Source organism: Nocardia sp. NPDC049526, assembly GCF_044465765.1.
Classification (GTDB): Bacteria; Actinomycetota; Actinomycetes; order Mycobacteriales; family Mycobacteriaceae; genus Nocardia.
Genome location: NZ_JBITMA010000012.1, coordinates 81665 through 101582 on the forward strand (window position 1 = coordinate 81665; position 19918 = coordinate 101582).

At 66.8% G+C, this 19918-nt stretch carries 18 protein-coding genes; 8 read left to right on the forward strand and 10 right to left on the reverse strand.

Annotated elements, in window-relative coordinates; genetic code table 11:
* Positions 1–446: 446 nt before the first annotated feature.
* The 3 genes from ACIBW7_RS32360 to ACIBW7_RS32370 all read left to right on the forward strand — a co-directional run bounded on the left by ACIBW7_RS32360 (position 447) and on the right by ACIBW7_RS32370 (position 3733).
* A complete protein-coding gene (locus ACIBW7_RS32360; RefSeq protein WP_397052992.1) occupies positions 447–1151 on the forward strand; it encodes an enoyl-CoA hydratase-related protein in 705 nt (234 codons plus the stop codon).
* A 93-nt stretch (positions 1152–1244) separates the two neighbouring features.
* Positions 1245–2474 (forward strand): M20 family metallopeptidase, encoded by a 1230-nt coding sequence (locus ACIBW7_RS32365; protein WP_397052994.1) that lies wholly within the window; start codon positions 1245–1247, stop codon positions 2472–2474.
* 92 nt (positions 2475–2566) lie between these two features.
* Positions 2567–3733, forward strand: a complete 1167-nt coding sequence (locus tag ACIBW7_RS32370; protein ID WP_397053225.1) for a M20 family metallopeptidase — start codon at positions 2567–2569, stop codon at positions 3731–3733.
* 55 nt (positions 3734–3788) lie between these two features.
* On the opposite strand, the gene ACIBW7_RS32375 is transcribed toward ACIBW7_RS32370, so the two are convergent.
* Positions 3789–4268: a gamma-glutamylcyclotransferase gene (locus ACIBW7_RS32375; protein WP_364507981.1), complete on the reverse strand. Its 480-nt coding sequence runs from the start codon at positions 4266–4268 to the stop codon at positions 3789–3791.
* Positions 4269–4393: 125 nt separating this feature from the next.
* Between ACIBW7_RS32375 and ACIBW7_RS32380 the strand changes: the two genes are divergently transcribed.
* The 4 genes from ACIBW7_RS32380 to ACIBW7_RS32395 all read left to right on the forward strand — a co-directional run bounded on the left by ACIBW7_RS32380 (position 4394) and on the right by ACIBW7_RS32395 (position 9481).
* On the forward strand, positions 4394–5797 hold the full coding sequence (locus ACIBW7_RS32380; protein WP_397052997.1) for an NAD(P)H-quinone dehydrogenase: 1404 nt from the start codon (positions 4394–4396) through the stop codon (positions 5795–5797).
* Between the two features lie 302 nt (positions 5798–6099).
* Positions 6100–7086, forward strand: a complete 987-nt coding sequence (locus ACIBW7_RS32385; protein WP_397052999.1) for a hypothetical protein — start codon at positions 6100–6102, stop codon at positions 7084–7086.
* 73 nt (positions 7087–7159) lie between these two features.
* Positions 7160–8224: a hypothetical protein gene (locus ACIBW7_RS32390; protein WP_397053001.1), complete on the forward strand. Its 1065-nt coding sequence runs from the start codon at positions 7160–7162 to the stop codon at positions 8222–8224.
* A gap of 81 nt (positions 8225–8305) precedes the next feature.
* On the forward strand, positions 8306–9481 hold the full coding sequence (locus ACIBW7_RS32395; RefSeq protein WP_397053003.1) for a PLP-dependent aminotransferase family protein: 1176 nt from the start codon (positions 8306–8308) through the stop codon (positions 9479–9481).
* Positions 9482–9484: 3 nt separating this feature from the next.
* Here ACIBW7_RS32395 and glpK read toward each other — a convergent pair whose 3' ends face one another.
* Positions 9485–10984 (reverse strand): glycerol kinase GlpK, encoded by a 1500-nt coding sequence (gene glpK, locus ACIBW7_RS32400; RefSeq protein WP_397053005.1) that lies wholly within the window; start codon positions 10982–10984, stop codon positions 9485–9487.
* A 289-nt stretch (positions 10985–11273) separates the two neighbouring features.
* On the opposite strand from glpK, the gene ACIBW7_RS32405 reads away from it, so the two are divergent.
* Complete coding sequence (locus ACIBW7_RS32405; RefSeq protein ID WP_397053007.1) at positions 11274–13007, forward strand: glycerol-3-phosphate dehydrogenase/oxidase; 1734 nt, start codon at positions 11274–11276, stop codon at positions 13005–13007.
* Positions 13008–13010: 3 nt separating this feature from the next.
* On the opposite strand, the gene ACIBW7_RS32410 is transcribed toward ACIBW7_RS32405, so the two are convergent.
* The 8 genes from ACIBW7_RS32410 to ACIBW7_RS32445 form a co-directional block, all read right to left on the reverse strand.
* Entirely contained in the window at positions 13011–14279 is a 1269-nt protein-coding gene (locus tag ACIBW7_RS32410; RefSeq protein ID WP_397053009.1) for a sensor histidine kinase, read from the reverse strand.
* Positions 14276–14950: a response regulator transcription factor gene (locus ACIBW7_RS32415; protein WP_327095657.1), complete on the reverse strand. Its 675-nt coding sequence runs from the start codon at positions 14948–14950 to the stop codon at positions 14276–14278. The genes ACIBW7_RS32410 and ACIBW7_RS32415 overlap by 4 nt, the downstream gene beginning before the upstream one ends.
* A gap of 54 nt (positions 14951–15004) precedes the next feature.
* Positions 15005–15223 (reverse strand): hypothetical protein, encoded by a 219-nt coding sequence (locus tag ACIBW7_RS32420; protein ID WP_327095658.1) that lies wholly within the window; start codon positions 15221–15223, stop codon positions 15005–15007.
* Positions 15224–15315: 92 nt separating this feature from the next.
* Positions 15316–15897 (reverse strand): TetR/AcrR family transcriptional regulator, encoded by a 582-nt coding sequence (locus ACIBW7_RS32425; protein ID WP_397053226.1) that lies wholly within the window; start codon positions 15895–15897, stop codon positions 15316–15318.
* A 62-nt stretch (positions 15898–15959) separates the two neighbouring features.
* Entirely contained in the window at positions 15960–17321 is a 1362-nt protein-coding gene (locus ACIBW7_RS32430; RefSeq protein WP_397053012.1) for an FAD-dependent oxidoreductase, read from the reverse strand.
* 56 nt (positions 17322–17377) lie between these two features.
* Complete coding sequence (locus ACIBW7_RS32435) at positions 17378–18223, reverse strand: MBL fold metallo-hydrolase (RefSeq protein ID WP_397053014.1); 846 nt, start codon at positions 18221–18223, stop codon at positions 17378–17380.
* Positions 18223–18789 carry a TetR/AcrR family transcriptional regulator gene (locus ACIBW7_RS32440; protein WP_397053016.1) on the reverse strand — a complete coding sequence of 189 codons (567 nt, stop codon included), beginning with the start codon at positions 18787–18789 and terminating at the stop codon, positions 18223–18225. The genes ACIBW7_RS32435 and ACIBW7_RS32440 overlap by 1 nt, the downstream gene beginning before the upstream one ends.
* Before the next feature lie 320 nt (positions 18790–19109).
* The gene (locus ACIBW7_RS32445; RefSeq protein ID WP_397053018.1) at positions 19110–19916 is read right to left on the reverse strand and encodes a DNA-formamidopyrimidine glycosylase family protein; all 807 of its coding nucleotides are present in this window, start codon (positions 19914–19916) and stop codon (positions 19110–19112) included.
* Positions 19917–19918 lie beyond the last annotated feature (2 nt).

Below are 19918 nucleotides of genomic sequence, written 5' to 3' on the forward strand. Positions count from 1 at the left end.
GGCGCATGCGCTTGGACGGCTCGGACGCGAGACGGGCCGCGAATGGTTGCTCGTAAGACTCGCTTCGTGGTGGTCGCTGATGGTGGATCGCTTGGCGCCTGATGGGTACGTGCCGGGTGGGCGGGGCCCGTGCCTGTTGCATGCACTTCGACGGTTTGAACGCGAGACGAGGAGCGGCCTCCTCGCTCATGGGACTCGCTCCGTTGTGAACGTATGAGCGGGTCGTTCGGCCTCGTATGTTCGCGCGCTCAGCGGTGGGGGCGCGCTGTGGGACGACTTGGCCGCGTCGAGGGCCGCCCCCTGCGCGGACGCGAGACGGGCCGCGAACGTCGCTTGTGCGGCTCGTTTCGTCGTGTGGTGGAGCGGCGACGCTCACGGCTGCTGACCTGCCGATAATTTGCTACCCGCGAGTAGGTATTCCGGCGTGCGCCCGTTACGCTGCACGCATGCCGTATCTCGAACGTGAAGGGGATGTGTTCGTCGTCTACCTCGGGAGCGAGGGGCAGACGGACAGCGAGAACCGTTTCCATCCGGATTGGATCGATGCGTTCCACGGGCTGTTGGACCAGGTCGAGGCGTCCGAGGGACCGGCGGCGCTGGTGACCACGGCGAGTGGGAAGTTCTACAGCAACGGGCTCGATACCGATTGGCTGTTCGGCAACCTGGACAAGATGCACGGCTACCTCGATCGCGTGCACAGTATCTACACCCGGCTGCTGACCTTCCCGCTGCCCACGGTCGCAGCCGTCAACGGTCATGCCTTCGGCGCCGGCGCCATGCTCGCCACCTCGCACGATTTCCGGGTGATGCGCGCCGACCGCGGCTTCTGGTGTCTGCCCGAGGTGCACCTCGGCATGCCGTTCACGGTCGGCATGAACGCGCTGCTCACCGAGCGTCTCGCCAATCAGGTCTGCGTACAGGCCATGACCGCCGGGCACCGCTTCGCCGCCGACGAGGCCATTACCGCGGGAATTGTCGACACGAAGGCGGATGCTGATGTGTTGCTGAAGTCCGCGATCGAGCGCGCGGGCGCCCTCGCGGCAAATCGCAAGCCCAATCTGCCGGTGATCAAGCGGTCGCTGCACGCCAAGGCGCTGGCCGGGCTCGCGACCCCCACCACCCCGGAGAATCTGGCGTTCGCCCCGGGATAACCGCAAGCTGATCACAAACCTTGCGCCACGCGGCGGCATCGCCCCGTGACGCAGGGTGCGCCCGATCGTCGGCGCAGTGCCAGACTGTGTGCCATGCCACCACCGCGCAGCGGGCACCCCGAATCACGCACGGACCACCACGCGCACCCGGGTGCGGCGGCGGATGCCGCGATCCTGGCCGCCGCGCCCGAACTGATCGCGTTATCGCATTCGATCCACGACGAACCGGAGTTGGCGTTCGAGGAAACCCGCAGCGTCGCCAAGACCATCGCGCCCCTGGCTGAGCGGGGTTTCGCGATCGAGAGCGGCATCGCCGACCTGCCCACCGCATTCCGTGCGACCTACGGATCCGGCGAGCTCACGGTGGGTATCTGCGCCGAATACGACGCGCTGCCCGAGATCGGGCACGCCTGCGGGCACAACATCATCGCGGCTTCCGCGGTCGGCGCCGGGCTCGGCCTCGCCGAGGTGGCCGACGCGCTCGGCATCACCGTCGTCGTCTTCGGAACGCCCGCCGAGGAGAGCGGCGGCGGCAAGGTGCTGATGGTCGAGCGCGGTGTCTTCGACGGTGTCGCGATGGCGATGATGGTGCACCCCGGACCCATCGATATCGTCGACGCGCGCTCGCTGGCGCTGGCGGATTTGTCGGTGGTCTTCCACGGCCGCGAGGCGCATGCCAGCGCCGCCCCGGAATTGGGCCGAAATGCGGGCGACGCGGTGACCGTCACGCAGGTTGCTCTGGGATTGCTGCGGCAACATCTCCGACCCGGACAGCAACTGCACGGTATAGTCAGCGACGGTGGCGTAGCCCCCAACATCGTTCCCGGACGTGCGGAACTGCTGTATTACCTACGCGCAGTCGACTCCGCATCCCTCGACGATCTGATGCGACGAGCGTCGGCTTGTTTCGAGGCGGGTGCGCTGGCGACCGGCTGCACTCACGAAATCCGGACGGTTGCGCCGACATATACCGAGCTGACGCCCGATTCAGGATTACTGTTTGCCTATCGCGAGCAGATCGTGGACTTGGGCCGGGTGCCGATCGCACCGGAACTCGAGGCGCAGCGACCGCTCGGGAGTACGGATATGGGCAACGTCACCAACGTCGTACCGGGCATACATCCGGTCATCGGCATAGATGCCGGTGGGGCGGTGACGCATCAGCCCGGCTTCGCCGCGGCGAGTGTCAACGCCTCGGCCGATCGTGCGGTAACCGACGGTGCGATCGCGCTCGCGCGTACCGCTATCGCCGTAGCCCGCGATCAAACACATAGGGACAGGTTGTTGCAACGGCTCGTTCAACGACAGGAGGACATTCGGTGAGCACTACCGGCCGCTCCGCGGCGCGCGCGACACACACGAGTAGGACGGTGCGCGTGACCACGGGGGGCCCAGGGGGCATCGCTGCATCGGATATCGCGGAAACCGGACCGGATGCGGTCGATTCCTGGCTGGCAGAGCACACGGTCGATCTCGTCCAGTGGCGTCGGCACATCCACGCGAACCCGGAGCTCTCCCGCACCGAATTCGCCACCACCGAGTTCGTCTCGGCCTGGCTGACCAAGGCGGGGATGACGCCGCAGAAGATGCCCAACGGCACCGGAGTGCTCTGTGACATCGGTCCGGTGGACGCACCGCGCATCGGACTGCGCGCCGATATGGACGCGCTCCCACTGCAGGAATTCACCGGACTCAGCTTCGCCTCGACCGTGCCCGGCGTATCGCATGCCTGTGGGCACGACGCGCACACCACGATCCTGCTCGGCACCGCGCTCGCGCTGGCCGATCAGGAACTGCCGGTCGGCGTGCGATTCGTCTTCCAGCCCGCCGAAGAGGTGATGCCGGGCGGTGCCATCGATATGGTCGCCGCCGGGGCGATGGAGGGCGTCGACCGGATCTTCGCACTGCATTGCGATCCGCGCCTCGAGGTCGGTCGGGTCGGCATCCGGGTCGGTGCGATCACCTCGGCGGCCGACACCATCGAATTGGTCCTCGATTCGCCGGGCGGGCACACCTCGCGTCCGCATCTGACCAGCGACCTGGTCTACGCCATCGGCACCGTGATCACCGGCCTGCCCGGTCTGCTCAGCCGCCGCATCGACCCGCGCACCAGCACGGTGATGGTCTGGGGCGCGGTCAGCGCGGGGAAGGCGCCCAATGCGATACCGCAGACCGGCATGCTCACCGGCACCGTCCGCACCGGCGATCACGCGACCTGGTCGCTGCTGGAGCCGATGGTGCGCGAGATCGTGGACGGCCTGCTCGCACCGACCGGGGTGCGCTACCAGTTGAACTACCGCCGCGGCGTACCGCCGGTGGTCAATGACGAGCACTCGACCAGGATGTTCGAGGACGCGATCCGCATGCTCGGCCCGGACGCGCTCGCCGACACCTTGCAGTCCGGTGGCGGTGAGGACTTCTCCTGGTACCAGGAGGAAGTGCCGGGCGCGATGGCCCGCCTCGGCGTTTGGTCCGGGCACGGCGAACAGCTGGATCTGCACCAGCCGACCTTCGATCTCGATGAGCGCGCGCTCGCCGTCGGTGTCCGGGTGCTCAGCAACATCGTGTTGAACGCGAGCTGACGAAGCCAAGGAAGCGGCCGACCTCGAAAAGGGGGTCGGCCGCTTCCGCGTTTGTTCAGCTACCGAAGAATCCGGGACCGACGTTCTTGCTGTTGCGAGTGCGCAGCGCGTGCACGTATTCCGCCGGCGCGCCGGCCTTTTCGGCCGCGTCGGCCATCACGCCGATATAGCGCGCCGACGGTAGCCCGCCCTCGTACGCATCGAGTACGTACAGCCACGCCAGGATGGGTTCGGAACCGCTGCCCGCGCTCGGCGTCACGCGCAGCCGGATCTTGCGGTGGATACCGAAATCGGAACCCTCCCAGCGGTCGAGGCGCTGCTCGTCCTCGGGGGATACGTCGTAGAGCACCACGAATACCCGCGAGCCCGGCTCCTCGACGACGGTGGCCAGCGGGCCCTCCCAGCCGATGTCGTCACCGCTGAAGGTGAGGCGCCAGCCCTCCAACCAGCCCGTCCCGTACATGGGGGAGTGCGGACAGCGCTCGAGCATCTGGGACGAGTCCATGTTGGACCCGTAGGCGGCGTAGATCGGCACGACGCAAGGGTATCCAATAACCTGCGCGCATCGTCTCTATCCCGGCGAGATGACCGTGTGTTCGCCAGCTAACGTTGTTTACCGGCACCGGAGATCCCGGTCGAACAGCTCCAGCGGAGGTATCCATGACCCGCATAGCGATCATCGGTGGCGGACCGGCCGGTTATGAAGCGGCACTGGTGGCGGCCCAACACGGGGCCACGGTCACCCTGATCGATAGCGACGGCATCGGCGGGGCGTGCGTCCTGTGGGACTGCGTGCCGTCGAAGACTTTTATTGCCTCGACGGGCGTGCGCACCGATCTGCGTCGCGCCCGTGACCTGGGCATTACCCTCGATCCGAGCCAGGCCCAGATCGAATTGGGCGAAGTGAACGCGCGTGTGAAGGCGCTGGCGCTGGCGCAGTCCTCCGATATCCGATCCAAGGTGCAGGCCGCGGGCGTGACGGTGCTCGCCGGACGCGGACAGCTCAGCGATCCGGCCACCGGGATGGCCGCGCACCGGGTGCGCGCGCTGTTGGCCGATGGCACCGAGGAGGCCGTCGAGGCCGAAGTGGTGTTGATCGCCACGGGTGCGAGCCCGCGCGTGTTGCCCGGCGCCGAGCCCGACGGCGAACGCATCCTGAACTGGCGTCAGCTCTACGACCTGGAGGAACTCCCGGAGACCCTGGTCGTGGTCGGCTCCGGTGTGACCGGCGCCGAATTCGTCTCCGCGTATACCGAAATGGGTGTGCGGGTGAAGTTGGTCTCGAGCCGCGACCGGGTGCTGCCGGGTGAGGATGCCGATGCCGCGCTCGTGCTCGAGGACGCGCTCGCCGAACGCGGTGTCGAACTGGTCAAGCACGCGCGCGCCGATGCGGTGGAGCGCACCGCCGCGGGAATCGTGGTCAAGCTCTCGGACGGCCGCACCGTCACGGGTACGCATGCGCTGATGACCGTCGGCTCGACCCCCAATACCGACGACCTCGGCCTGGAGCGGGTCGGCATCGAACTCGACCGAGGTGGCTACCTGCGGGTGGACCGGGTGTCGCGCACCTCGGCGCCCGGTATCTACGCGGCGGGCGATTGCACCGGTCTGCTGCCGCTGGCCTCGGTGGCCGCCATGCAGGGCCGCATCGCGATGTACCACGCGCTGGGTGAGGGCGTCATCCCGATCCGGCTGAAGACGGTCGCGTCGGCCATTTTCACCCGTCCGGAAATCGCGACCGTCGGCGTGAGCCAGACCGCCATCGATAACGGCGAGGTGCCCGCGCGCACGGTGATGCTGCCGCTGAATACCAACCCGCGCGCCAAGATGTCGGGTCTGCGCAGGGGTTTCGTCAAGATCTTCTGTCGGCCCGCGACCGGTGTGGTCATCGGCGGTGTGGTCGTTGCCCCGATCGCCTCGGAGCTCATCCTGCCGATCGCGCTCGCGGTCCAGAACAATCTGACCGTCAACGATCTCGCCCAGACCTTCTCGGTGTACCCGTCGCTCACCGGCTCGGTCACCGAGGCCGCCCGGCTGCTGATGCGTCACGACGACCTGGATTAACCGCCACTGAACCCAGCGCCCCGAGACTTACTGTCTTGTGGCGATTTTCATCGCGTTGCCAGTAAGGCGCGCATGTGGTTCACTTCCCGCAGAGATGCGATCGGCGGGCGATCGCGAGGGTTCTGTGTGGGGGGATCGATCCTTTCCAGCGGGAACGGCGAACGGCCGCTTGGTCGTTCGGCGGTCCTCATTCGTGGACCAAGCGTCTCACCAGGGATAACTGGGTGCGACCCACTCGGTCGCACACGGGAAAGGGATTGCGAAAAGTGAAACATCGTAAGCCGAGTCGGGCGCAGCGAGCGATGGCGAGCACATCGTTGCCACTGGCTACTGCGGCGGCCGTGGCCACGCTCTTCGCGGCGCCGGCGGGGGCAGTTCCGGATCAGCCGAGTACACCGACCACGCCGGCGCCGGCGCCCGCCGATCCGGGCAGCACCGCACCGACGGATCAGGGCCAGCCGGAGACCACCAAGCCGGATCCGGGTAAGCCGGACACCAAGCCGTCGCCGACGCCGAGCCAGCCGGGTGTCACCACGCCGGATCCGAACCAGGTCATGCCGAATCAGCCCAGGGATCCGAAGCTGTCGACGCCGACCCAGCCGGGTGTCACCACCCCGCGCGTCGCGCCGCTGCCGGTTCCGGGGCAGACCGGACCCGCGATCCCGGCCGTGGTGCCGGAGACGGCCCCCGGCGCGGAGGCTCCGAAGCCCGCGCAGCCCGGTACCACCGCGCCGGGTGCGAACACCCCGAGCGGTCCGAACGCCCGGACCCCGCAGCAGCCGGATACCGACACGCTGGTGCAGCAGCCGCGCTGGGAGGCTCCACGCTTCCAGCAGGCGCCGGCCGCGCCGGTCGTCGAGATGGACGGGCCGCACCAGGAGATCGGCGCCAATATCGACGGTGGCTCGCTGGCGCCCGGCTACGTGGCCAACACCCACCACTTCAACAATGCCGCGGGCTACGTCGGCACCATCGGGTACCGCACCCCGACCGGTCAGGGCGAGGCCGGTGTGTCGGTCGAATACATCGGCGCCAACACCGTCAAGGTCACCTCCTACACCGGTGGTGAGGGTCTGGCCGACAACAAGACCGAGGTCATCCTCGACACCACCCAGGCCAACATGGCCAAGGCCGCTGTCGAGCACTGGATTCGGGAACAGCCGGGCGGCGCGGCTGCCCTCGAGGCCGCCGCGCAAGTTAAACTTCCGGTGCCGCCAGGCGAACTGGCTCCGCAGACGGTCAACGTTGCCGGGGTCACCACCCAATGGGGTGGGTCACTCCAGTACTGACACGAGCTGATTCGACGGGTGGGGCGGTCGTTCTCGACCGCCCCACACGTGTGTCCTGGGGAAAGGATTTGGTGTGGGCTCCGAGGGTGATGGCAGGGACAACGAATCCGACCGGACCCGGTCGGAATTCGGACCCCCGTTGGACGATTTCGGCCCGCCGGTCTCCGAATTCGGACCGCCGGTCGGCGAATTCGGGCCGCCGACGGGTGAGCAGGTTCGACCACAGTGGTCGGTGCCCGAGCCCGGCACCGATCATCCCGAGCTGATCTGGCGTCCCGCCGACGAACCGCCGACGGTGCCGCCGCCACCCCCGCAGTACCGCGCGCCGGATACGACGGTGTTCGGCGACGCGCCGCCACCGCCGCCCCGGCGACCGGAGCCGCCTACGCGCCGACCCGAGCCTCCGGTCGAACCGGACCCCAACGAGGCCACCGTCCGGCATGCGACCCCCGCGACAGGCCAGCGCGATACCTGGTGGAACAGCCCCACCGAATCCGGCGGGATACCGACGCCGCCGTCCGAGCCGCCGGGCCTGTCCTGGGTTGACGATCCGATCGCCAAACGCCTTGCGCCGAAGCTGATCTCGGACACCATCACCGCGACCCCGACCCGGCACAGTTCGCGCGGTCGATGGATAGCGCTCGGTGTGCTCGCCGCGATCGTGGTGGTCTTGGCGCTGGTTGTGACCTTCGTCGCGGTCCGCCGCGACGACAACGGCAGTCCGAAGGCGGCGCCACCAGCACCGCCGAGCACTTCGGCCGCGCTGAGCTGCCCCGCGAGTAAAGACGGCAAGGTGACCCGCGGCAACGGGCAGGGCGACACCTCGACCGGCCCCGGTGCGATCCTCGGCTTCCAGTACGAGTTCTACGTCGACCGCAATGGTGAGCGGGCGCGCAGATTCGTCGCGCCGGATGCCGAGAATGTGTCGACGGCCGAGGTCATCCAGCAGGCCATCAATGAACAGATTCCGGTCGGCACCACGCATTGCCTGCGGATTGCCGAGTCGGCGGCCGACACGTTCGAGGTGGACCTGACCGAACATCGCCCCGACGGCACGACCAATGTCTACCGGCAGACCATCATCACGGTGGTCCGGGACGGCAAGACCGTGATCTTCGCCATCCGGGAGCGCGCCTGAGCTCTCAGATCATGGGATGAATATTTCACAATTTGGTAGCGATATGGGACAGTGGGGTTTCGCGTCCCCTCGGAGGTTTCCATGTCGCCGATCAATCCACCGCTCGCAACCAAACTGGGCGGACTGAAGAGTTCGGCGATTCGTGACCTGCTCGAGCTGACCACGCGCGAAGAGGTGATCAGCCTCGCGGGCGGTTTGCCGGATTCGGAGTTGATGCCCCGGGAGCGGCTCGTCGCAGCGGCCGATGCGGCGCTGAGCGGTTCCGCGGTATTGCAGTACACCGGGTCGCGCGGGTGGCCTCCGCTGCGCGATGTGCTGCGCCAACGGGAGTCGGCAAAGCTCGGCCGCACGGTCGGGCTCGACGAGGTGTTCGTGACTCATGGTTCGCAGCAGGCGCTTTCGCTGCTCGCCGAGGTGCTGCTGGATCCGGGTGCGCTGGTGGTCGTCGAGGATCCGGCGTATGTCGGTGCGCTGCAAGTGTTCCGGGCCGCCGGTGCGCGAATTGTGGCGGTGCCCTTGGATTCCGAAGGCATGCGGCTCGATGTGCTGAAGGAACTGCTGGCACGCGGTGAGCGTCCGACGGTCGTGCACACGGTGAGCAATTTCCATAATCCGGGTGGCGTCACGATGAGTCCGCCGCGTCGTCGTGAGTTGGCCGAACTCGCCGATACCTACGGCTTCTGGGTGATCGAGGACGATCCGTACGGTGAGCTCTGGTTCGACCGGCCCTCGCCCGATCCCGTGGCAACGTACTCCCGCAACGTGATTCGGCTGTCCAGTGCCTCGAAGATCCTCGCGCCCGCGCTGCGGGTCGGCTGGATGGTGGCGCAGGAGCGGATCTGTCGCGCGGTCGAATTGCTGAAACAGGGCGCGGACCTCTGCGGTTCGGCGCTGACCCACCAGATCGCCGCCGACCTGCTCACCGACGAAACCTGGCTGACCGGCCATGTCGACACCGTCCGCAGCGCCTACGGCGACCGCGCCAAAGCGCTCGTGCACGCCGTGCGAACTCGCTTCGGCGACCGCGTCACCTGCACCGATGCCGCCGGTGGCATGTTCGTGTGGGCCGATTTCACCGACGGGACCGATACTGATCGGCTGCTGCCCCGAGCCCTGGAGCGCGGCGTCGCCTTCGTCCCCGGCTCGGCCTTCGCCGTCGACACCGACTACCGCCACTCCATGCGCATGTGCTTCACCACTTCGGACGCGGCGACATTGGCGGAAGCGATCGACCGGCTGGCTCGCGCGGCCGAATAGTCGTCAATCCGCCCAGTTGTAGGTGCGCTCCACGGCCTTGTTCCACGCGGCGAGGTGGGTTTCGCGGTCCCTCGCCGACATCGCGGGCTGCCAGGTCTTGTCCGCGGTCCAGTTGGCGCGGATGTCATCGGTGCTCTTCCATAGCCCGACGGCGAGCCCGGCCGCATAAGCCGCACCCAGCGCGGTGGTTTCATTGACGACCGGGCGGACCACCGGCACATCGAGGATGTCGGACTGGAACTGCATGAGCAGATCGTTGCCGACCATGCCGCCGTCGACCTTGAGGGTGGTCAGTTCCAGTCGCAGCTGCTGGGATTCGGCGTCGGCGCGCATCGCGTCCATGACCTCGCGCGTCTGAAATGCGGTGGACTCCAATACCGCTCGCGCCAGATGCGCCTTGTTGACGAAGCGGGTCAGGCCCGCGATCACGCCGCGCGCATCCGGGCGCCAGCGCGGCGCGAAGAGACCGGAGAACGCGGGGACGATGTAAGCGCCGCCATTGTCCGCGACGCTGCGCGCCAGCGGTTCGATCTCGTCGGCGGCGGAAATGATGCCGAGATTGTCCCGGAACCATTGCACCAGTGAGCCGGTCACCGCGATGGAGCCCTCCAGCGCGTAGACCGGCGCCTCGCCGCCGAGTTGGTAGCAGACCGTGGTGAGCAGACCGTGTTTGCTGAATACCGGTGTGGTTCCGGTATTGAGCAGCATGAAATTGCCTGTGCCATAGGTGTTCTTGGCCTCGCCAGGGGACAGACAGGCCTGGCCGAAGGTCGCCGCCTGCTGGTCGCCGAGAATGCCCGCTACGGGTATGCCCGCCAACGGACCGGAGCCGATCTCCGCGTAGATCTCCGAGGAGCTGCGGATCTCGGGCAGCATCGACTGCGGTACCCCGAATTCCGCGCAGATCCGCGAATCCCATTGCAGCGTACGCAGATCCATCAGCATGGTGCGCGACGCATTGGTCACATCGGTGATGTGCTGACCGGTGAGCTTCCACAGCACCCAGCTGTCGATGGTGCCGAAACACAGCTCACCGGCCTCGGCCCTGGCTCGCGCGCCCTCGACATTGTCCAGAATCCAGCGCAGTTTCGGACCGGCGAAGTAGGTGGACAGCGGCAGACCGGTGCGGTCCTGATAGCGCGTCGCGCCGAATTCCCCGCTCAGTTCGGTGACCAGACGGTCGGTGCGGGTGTCCTGCCAGACGATCGCGTTATGAATCGGCTGGCCGCTGGCGCGATCCCACACCACGGTCGTCTCGCGCTGATTGGTGACGCCGACCGCGTTGATCTCCTCGGCGGCGATACCGGTGTTCCGCAGCACCTCGCCGAGGACGAATTCGGTATCGCGCCAAATGGTTTCCGGATCGTGCTCGACCCAGCCCGGCCGCGGGAACATCTGCTCGTGCTCGCGCTGCGCGACACCGACGACGCGGCCCTGCCGGTCGAAGATGATGCACCGACTCGAGGTCGTGCCCTGATCAATGGCGGCCACATAGCGACGCATTTGTGCAGGCTACTAAAACCGACGTGGCCGGCGGGGAAAACGACGGAGTGCGCCGCGCACAACATCGCGACCAGCAGGTTATCGGACTAGTGTTGGGTTCGGTTACCGGCGAGTAGTGCTGATTATCGGCCGCGGGCGACACGGCTTCGGCCCCGACACGGGATCGTCGCCGATTCCCTTAGCCTGTACAACAGAAGACCGCCCCCCGACTGAGCAGCTCGATCGTGTGCCCGAAAGACCACAAACGTCGTCTGAACCCCGACGCCGGGGTCGGCTGGAGGAGTCGAGCATGACCAAGCAACCGCAATCGCAGTTCCTCGGACCAGAGCAGCGCGCGACGGCATGGGAGCGCTTCGGCAAGGACCACTTCGACGTGGTCGTCGTCGGGGGCGGTGTGGTCGGCTCGGGCATCGCCCTCGACGCGGCCACGCGCGGTCTGAAGGTTGCGCTGGTCGAGGCGCGCGATCTCGCCTCCGGCACCTCCAGCCGGTCCTCGAAGATGTTCCACGGCGGACTGCGCTACCTGGAGCAACTGGAATTCGGGCTGGTGCGCGAGGCGCTGCGGGAACGCGAACTCGCACTCGCCAGGCTCGCACCGCATCTGGTGAAGCCGCTGCGCTTCCTCTACCCGCTGACCCGCCGCGGCTGGGAACGCCCGTATGTCGCCGCCGGACTGGTGCTCTACGACACCATGGGCGGCGCGAAATCCGTTCCCGGCCAACATCATCTATCCCGGGCCGGCGCACTGCGACTGGCTCCGGGTTTGCGCCCCGACTCGCTGATCGGCGGCGTCAGCTACTACGACACGGTCGTCGACGATGCCCGTCACACCATGACCGTCGCCCGTACCGCCGCGCACTACGGCGCGGTGATCCGCACCTCCACGCAGGTCGTCGGCTTTCTGCGCGAGGCGGACCGGGTCGTCGGGGTGAAGGTGCGCGACAGCGAGGACGGTCGCACCGGCGAAATCCGCGCTCACGTGGTGATCAATGCGACAGGCGTGTGGACCGACGAGGTCCAGGCGCTTTCGCATAATCGCGGCCGCTTCCACGTGCGTGCGTCCAAGGGCGTGCACATCGTGGTGCCGCGCGACCGCGTAGTCAGCGATGCCGCGATCATCCTGCGCACCGCGAGCTCGGTGCTGTTCGTCGTCCCGTGGGGCGCACACTGGATCATCGGCACCACCGATACCGATTGGAATCTGGATCTCGCTCATCCGGCGGCGACCAAGGCCGATATCGATTATCTGTTGGATCGGGTCAACCAGGTGCTGGTCACCCCGCTCACGCCCGCCGATATCGACGGTGTCTACGCGGGTCTGCGGCCTTTGCTTGCGGGAGAAAGCGATTCGACGTCCAAGCTTTCGCGAGAACACGCCGTCGCCCGGGTTGCGCCGGGGTTGGTCGGCATCGCGGGTGGCAAATACACCACCTACCGGGTGATGGCCTATGACGCGGTCGACGAAGCGGCACAGGATATTCCGGCGCGCGTCTCACCGTCCATCACCGAGAAGGTTCCGCTGCTCGGCGCCGACGGGTACTTCGCGCTGATCAATCAGACGGTGCAACTCGCCGAGGCCTATGGCGTGCATCCGTACCGGATCAAGCACCTGCTCGATCGCTACGGTTCGCTCATCGACGAGGTCATGGCCATGGCCGACGGCAAACCCGAACTGCTGCAACCGATTATGGACGCGCCGTCGTATCTGCAGGTGGAGGCCGTCTACGCGGCCGCCGCGGAGGGCGCGCTGCATCTGGACGACATTCTGGCCCGCCGGACCAGGATCTCCATCGAATACTCGCACCGCGGCACGAACTGCGCCGAACAGGTGGCCCACCTGGTCGCACCGATACTCGGTTGGGACGACGACGAAATCGACCGGGAGGTAAGCACTTACCAGGCCCGCGTCGAGGCGGAGATCCGCTCCCAGACCCAGCCGGACGATCCCTCCGCCGATGCTCTGCGCATCGCGGCCCCGGAACCGCGGCCGGAGATCCTGGAACCGGTCCCGTCGGACACCTGAGAACTAGACAGCCGGCGGCGGCAGCACGATCGAGGTGATGGTGCCGCCACCCGCAGCCGGTTCCATTGTCGCAGTGCCGCCATGCAATTCGGCGATCCAAGCCACCAAGGCCAGCCCGATTCCGCTGCCACGCCCACCGCTCACCCCGCGCGCGAACGGACTGCTCGACAATTGCGGAGTCAAACCCGCACCATGGTCACGCACACTGACCCGGCCATCGGCCACATGCACCTCCACGGGCGCACCGCGATTGACCGCCCCGTGCGTGATCGCATTCTCGATGAGATTGCGTACTGCAAGGCTCAGCAGGTTCGGATCACCGATCACCACACTGGGATTCGCCTGCAGCACGATATTGCCCTGCGGGAATTCCTCGACCACCGATTCGGTGAGCTGATCAAGCAAAAGCTGCACCTTCTCCATGGTGGTGACGCCCGCCTGCATCCGGGCACGCGCCAACAATCCCGAGACGATCCGCTCCATCCGACCGCCCAATGCCCTGGCATCGATCAATGCCCGCTCGACCTCGTGCGGATTGCGGCGGCGCGGCGCGGTGACCAAACCGAGAGTCGTGAGCGGCGTGCGCAATTCGTGTGCGGCGTCGCCGAGAAAACGTTCCTGCTCTTCGAGCAGCACAATGGCCTGCCGCATGCTCCGGCCCGAGAGCAGATGTCCGGCCACCGCGGACAGCGCGACCAACGTGAGCCCGCCGACGACGAGTCCCCAGATCAGCAGCGCCCGATCACGGTCGAACGCACCGGGATTCGTGCCCGCGATGACCACCGCTTTGGTCTCGGAGTCCTCCCAGGTGATCGGTGTCGCCGCGATGCGGACCGGGCGGCCCGCACCGTCGTATCCGTCGCGGAAGACGGTCTCCCCGGCCAGATCGGCGTCATCGGCGAGTCCCGCGACGCCGTCGTCCTTGGGCAGCCAGGAGCGCAGGTGCGCGAAATTCTCCTGCCACCTGCCATTCCCGGGCGCGCTGAGCACCACCACTGCGACTTCGCCGTTGGCCAGGGCGTCGTTCTCGAGCTGGCTCACGTCGATGGTTTCCTCGCCCTCGGGCAGGTCGACGGTGCGGAACAACCCGCTCACCACTCGATCGAGGGAATCGTCGAGGGCCGCCTCCCGCGAGCGGGTATCGATGGTCGCCGCGACGATGCCGAGAACGATCAGACAGGTCGCGGTGATGGCGGTGATCAGTGCGGTGAGCAGCCAGCGGGTGCGGCGCAGACGGGCCACGGCGGGGCGGGCATCCGCCGTGGAAATCAAGGTGCGAATGAGTCACTTCCGATCATGAAACCGGTGCCGCGCACAGTCTCGATCACCGGCGGTGCGCCGAGTTTGCGCCGCAGCTGCGCTATGACGGCGTCGACGACATTCGATGCGGGTTCGGCCATTTCGTCCCAGCAGCATTCGATGAGTTCCGAACGCGACACGACGCTGCCCGCGCGAGTGGCGAGCAGTTCGAGTACGGCGAATTCCTTCGGAGTCAGCGAGCGCAGAATGCCCGCGCGCTGCACCCGGCGACGCGGTAGGTCGATATCGATATCGCCGAGCACGATCCGGGCCGGCGCCGGATGTTCGCGCCGCCGCGACAGCGCGCGCACGCGCGCGGCGAGTTCCGGTAGTGCGAACGGTTTGACCAGGTAGTCGTCGGCGCCGTGCTCGAATCCGGCTATGCGATCGGCCAATGCGTCGCGGGCGGTGAGCATCAGGACCGGCACCCGCTGACCCCGCGCGCGGTGCGCCGCGACCAACTGCAGACCGTCGCCGTCGGGCAGGCCGCGATCCACGACGAGCACGTCGTAGCCATTGACGGAGATCTTGAAATCGGCATCCGCGAGGTTGGGGGCAAGGTCAACCGCGAAACCGGCCGAGCGCAGTCCCGCGGCGACTTCCATGCCGAGACCTTCGTCGTCCTCGATCACCAGCACTCGCACGAGGTCAGAGAATAAGGCATTTCACACCTGGTGCGCAGACTGGTGTCCGAGTGCTCAGTAGGTGTACAGATCCCAGCCGTCGGCGACCTCGCGGCACTCCCACTGCGTGCCACCGGTCTTCGGGGAGTTGCCGTCGGCGGCGCAGGCGTCGTAGGTCGCGTAGTTGCCGATGAAGGGGGTGTGCATCGGGGTGGGCGCGGCCGAGGCGGCACCGGCTGCGGCGACGGCGCCGAGGGTGAATATTCCGGCGGCGATCGCGGAGCGGATCTTCATGGTTTTCCTCTCTTTCGCGCGGGTTGTTCCCGCGTCGGGACAAGAAAACCAATGCGTCCGTGAGAATTTCGTGATGACGCTGAAACCGCTGTTCAGTGCTCCTTTTTCGGGGTTTCGACATGGGTGGCCCAGGCCAGGATCGACCGAATGTAGCGCAGTACCAGCTCATCCGGGTACCGCTGTGGGTCGCCTAGATGCAGTCGGGCCAATTCCTCCAATGCCGCGAGCATGATTCGCTCGGTCGCGCCATCCGGATCGACGGTGACTCCGGCATGGCGCGACAGATGTCGCGCGCCGATCGCCCGCGCGTAGGCCCGGCCGAGTTCGAGCCGGTCGCGTAGATCCGGCGGTCCGCCGTCGGGTGGGCTGAGGATGATCCGCCAACTGGTCGGCGCGGCATGCAGATAGGCGAGGATGCCGCGGCCGATCCGATCCGCATCGTCATCGGTGTCGGACCAGTCGAGGGTGCCGATGCCGGCCAGTGCGATGGCCGATTCGCGATCCACCAGCGCGGTCATCAGTCCGGACAGATCGGTGAACTGCTGATACACCAGTGCCCGTGCGACCTCGCCCTCGCGTGCGACCCGGTCGATGCTCACCGCGCCGAAGCCGTCGACGGCGACGATGTCGCGCGCCACATCGAGTAGTTGTGTGCGCCGCTCGGCCGCGGACATGCGGCGCTTGGGCGTGGGACAGGGCTTCGCGGTGGGGTGCTCGGACGTCGAGCGCTCCGTGGTCACGGCAACGACGGTAGCGCAAGTAACAGCTCCACCGCCTTGGCAGCGCTCTGCACCGCGCTCTCCATGGTGGCCGACCAGTCGGTCGCGGTCCAATCGCCGGCCAGCACCAGCGTCGGCACCGAGGTGCGCTGATCCGGGCGCAGGCCGTGCGTGCCGAGCACCTGGGAGAAGGTCGCCTTCGGCATCCGAACCACGTGTCCCTGAACGACTTTCGCGTTTTCGGCGGCTGGATAGTAGCGGCGCAGCAGGTGCATCTGCTCGTCGATGATCTGCTCGTTGGTCTTGTGGATCTGCTCGTACGCGCCGCTGGTGGTCAGGCAGTACAGCCAGGCTTGATCGGTGCTCCGCCCGGTCATCCGCTGCCGGTCGAAGACCTCGTCGATGACGCCGGTGCCGCCGATCAGCGCCTCGAACTCGGCCTCGGTGCCGAGTGGGCGGTCCAGGTACAGGTTGGTGCTGACGATCGGTGTAACGCCCAATTTATCTGCGGCGGCGTAGATTTCGGAATGTTCGGGCAGGTCGTCGAGCAGTCCGCCGATGTTCGAATTCGGTACCGCGCAGACGACGGCATCGGCCGGGACGACCGAACCGTCGGCGAGCACCACCTCGGTCACCGCGCCGTTCTCGATATTGATCCGGCGAGCCACCGCGCGGTGCCGGACCTCGACACCGTATTTCTCGAAAACCTTTTGGGCCCCGGTGATGTAGAGCGTATCGAGGTCGGTGGTCGGATAGCCGATGGTGACCGCCCGACGGTGTTTGATCCCGAGTCGAATGCCGGTGGCCAGCAAATCGGCGAGGATCTTGGCCGATTCCTGCTGCACCGGCTCGGCCGCGAGTCCGAGAGCGAGCCAGTCCCACAACGCTTCTCGCGCCGGAGCGGGCATGCCGACCCGGTTGAACCACTGTTCGGTGGTGAGGTCGGCGAGGTCGGCGGGCTGGTGCAGGCTCTGCCAGCCGAGGCGCACCGTGGCGCGGGCCGCGCGCAGCCGATCGAGCAGGCTCGCGTCGGGATGTGCGCCGAACAGGGTGCGCCGAGCACCCCAGCCCTTCGTCACTATGGGGGTGCTGCTTCCGCCCGGCCAGCGCAATGTGCCGCCCTGTGGAAAGGCGACGTACTGGCGAGTGCCGACGCTGGTCAGGTAGCGGAACAGGTGGTCGTAACCGCTGGCGATCACATGCTGGCCGTTATCGGGAAGGTCGTCGGCCGCTTCGACTTTCATCGCATGCGTCCGGCCGCCGAGTCGGCCGCGGCGTTCCAGCAGGGTCACCCGCTTACCCGCCTCGGCCAACCAGACCGCGGACGCGAGCCCGGCCAGTCCGCCCCCGATGACCACGTACCGCCGCGGATCGTTCACGTTGCACTCCCTATGTTAACTTACATTCTGCAAGTTAATCGGAAGTGCCTGAGCCGTCAAGGGTTTGGTCGAACGCCGATCTGCTTCATGGCATGGAATTCGATCGAACTGTGCGCGGAGAACACCGTGACCTCGTCACCGTGGTCGCGCACCAGTTCGCGCAGCCGCCGCTGATTCTCGATGCGCGCGGCCGGAAGTGTCTGCACCTTCTTCTCGAACATGGCTGTTCCGAGCGGTTGTCGCGGACGAATCGGGTCGAGGACACCGGGGTGGTAATAGGAGTCGCCCGCGGACAGTAGCCAGCCGTTCCCGGTATCGACGGCGACGCCCGCATGACCGCGGGTATGTCCGGCGAGCGGGATGATCAGGATTTCCGGTGGCAGACCGGTCAATTCGCGCACAGCGTCGAAACCGAACCAGCTGTCACCGGTATCCGTGTACGACTCCCAGCGCGGGCCGTGCCGGAACTGAGGTTCCTTGTAGCGCAAGCGTTCTTCCCGCGTATGCCCGCCCTGTAGGGCACGCAGTTCCTCGGCGTATACGTGCACCCGCGCGTGCGGAAAGTCGGCGAGCCCGCCCGCATGGTCGAGATCGAGATGGGTGAGCACGATATCGCGGACATCCTCGCGCCGGTAACCCAGCGCCTCGATCTGGCTCACCGCGGTCTGAGCGAGATCGAGTACCGGATTGGTCAGCCGGAGGAAGCGGCGGCCGAGCCATTCCTCGGGTCGTTGCACCGCCTGCTCGCCGACGCCGGTCTCCACCAGGACGAGTCCGGAGTCGAGTTCGAGAAGTAGGCAGTGGCAGACCATTTCGGCGCGGCGGAAAATGCTGCCGGTGCCGTCCAGGAGTCGGCCGCCGAGTGGGCGCATGGTGCCGCAATCGAGGTGGTGCACGCGCATCAGGAGAGCTCCCGTTCGAAAGTGGTACGCAGATGGGTGGCGACCGCGCGCAGTGGCGCGACATCACGTTTGGTCTTGGCGAGCATGAGGGCACCCTCGATCGTGGCGAGGGCGACAGTCGAAAGTTCGGTGGCGCGCTCCTGGTCGATTCCCTTGTCCCGCAGGTACTTTTCAATCGACTCGCGCCAGGATTCGAAACCGGTGACGCAAGCCTGCCTGATCGTTTCGCTCTCGCGCCCCGCGTCGAGCGCGATGGTCGCGATGGGGCAGCCGCGTTCGAAATCGGAATCGACGAGCAGTGCGGTGAGGACGTCGAAGACGGTGGCGATATCGCCGCCATCGGCCAGGATGGCGTCCAGTTGGTCGCGCAGTTGCCTGCTCGATTGGGTGAGGGCCTCGGCAGCGAGTTGCTCTTTGCCGCCGGGGAAGTGGAAGTAGAGCGAGCCCTTGGGTGCGCCGCCGGCGCCGACGAGTTGATTCAGGCCGGTGGCGTGATAGCCCTGGGTGTGGAACAGGTCGGCCGCGGCGTCGATGAAGCGTTGGCGGGAGTCGGTGCGAGGTGCCACGCTTTTACGGTACGTGAACTATGACGACCGGTCTAGTTAGTTTCGGAAAACTGGCGAATATTCGAGGTGGATGGTGGTGGATTCGGGACGCTTGGGTCGCCAGTGGTGGAAAGAGTGTGCAGGAGTAGATAACTGAAGACCGCCGTGGCGATGAGGGCGAGGAGGGCGGCGAGTAGTCGGCTGGCTATCGCAATCGGACGTCGCGTTACTGTGTCCAGTGCCATCACTCTTGCCAGCTCCTACCTGCTCATCCATGCTCACGGAAGCTAGTCGTGCAAAAGTGCGCAAGTGTTAGCAACTGAACGGCAATCAGCCTGTGATCAGGCGGGTTCTGGCTGGCAGCGTGGGCAGAAGTAGATGCCGCGTTCGCGCTGGATGATGCGGTCGGACTGGGGGTTTCGGGCCGTTCGGCCGGGATTGGGTTCGGTCTCGCCGAGTAGATGGACGACCATGCGGGTGCCGCAACGCTGACACGGGCGACGGGCGCGGCCATAGGCAAGTGGCCGCCACGGTGGTTCGGTCGCGGCCTTGGTGAGTACGCGATGCGCCTCGTGCACGAGGGCGAGCAGGTCGGGGACGCCGCCGACCGGTGTGGCCGGATGGACGCGGCGCAGGAAGCAGATTTCGCTGCGGTAGATATTGCCGATACCGGCCAGGTTGCGCTGGTCGAGTAGCGCGAGGCCGATCGGTTGGGCCGGATGCCGTGCCAGTCGTCGCACCGCCTCGGTCACATCCCAGTTCGCGCCGAGCAGGTCCGGCCCGAGATGGTCGGTGGCGGTGTGCTCGTCCGCGCGTCGCAGCACCTCGACGGTGCCGAGCGAAAAGCCCACCGCCTCGGTGTCATCGGTGCCGAGCACCAGCCGGGCGGTCACCGGCGGTCGCGTCCACCGTTCACCGGCGCAGTAGGTCCGCCATTCGCCCTCCATCTTCAAATGCGTGTGGACGCTGACCTCGTCGGTTCGGACGAACAGATGCTTGCCATAGCTGGCGACCCCCTCGACCCGCTGCCCGACCAGATCGACCGTGGCATAGCGCGGCACCCGGAAATCGCTGCGGATCAGCGTCTTTCCCTCCAGTGCGAGCCGCAGCCTGGCCGCGGTCAAGAATACGGTGTCGCCTTCAGGCATGG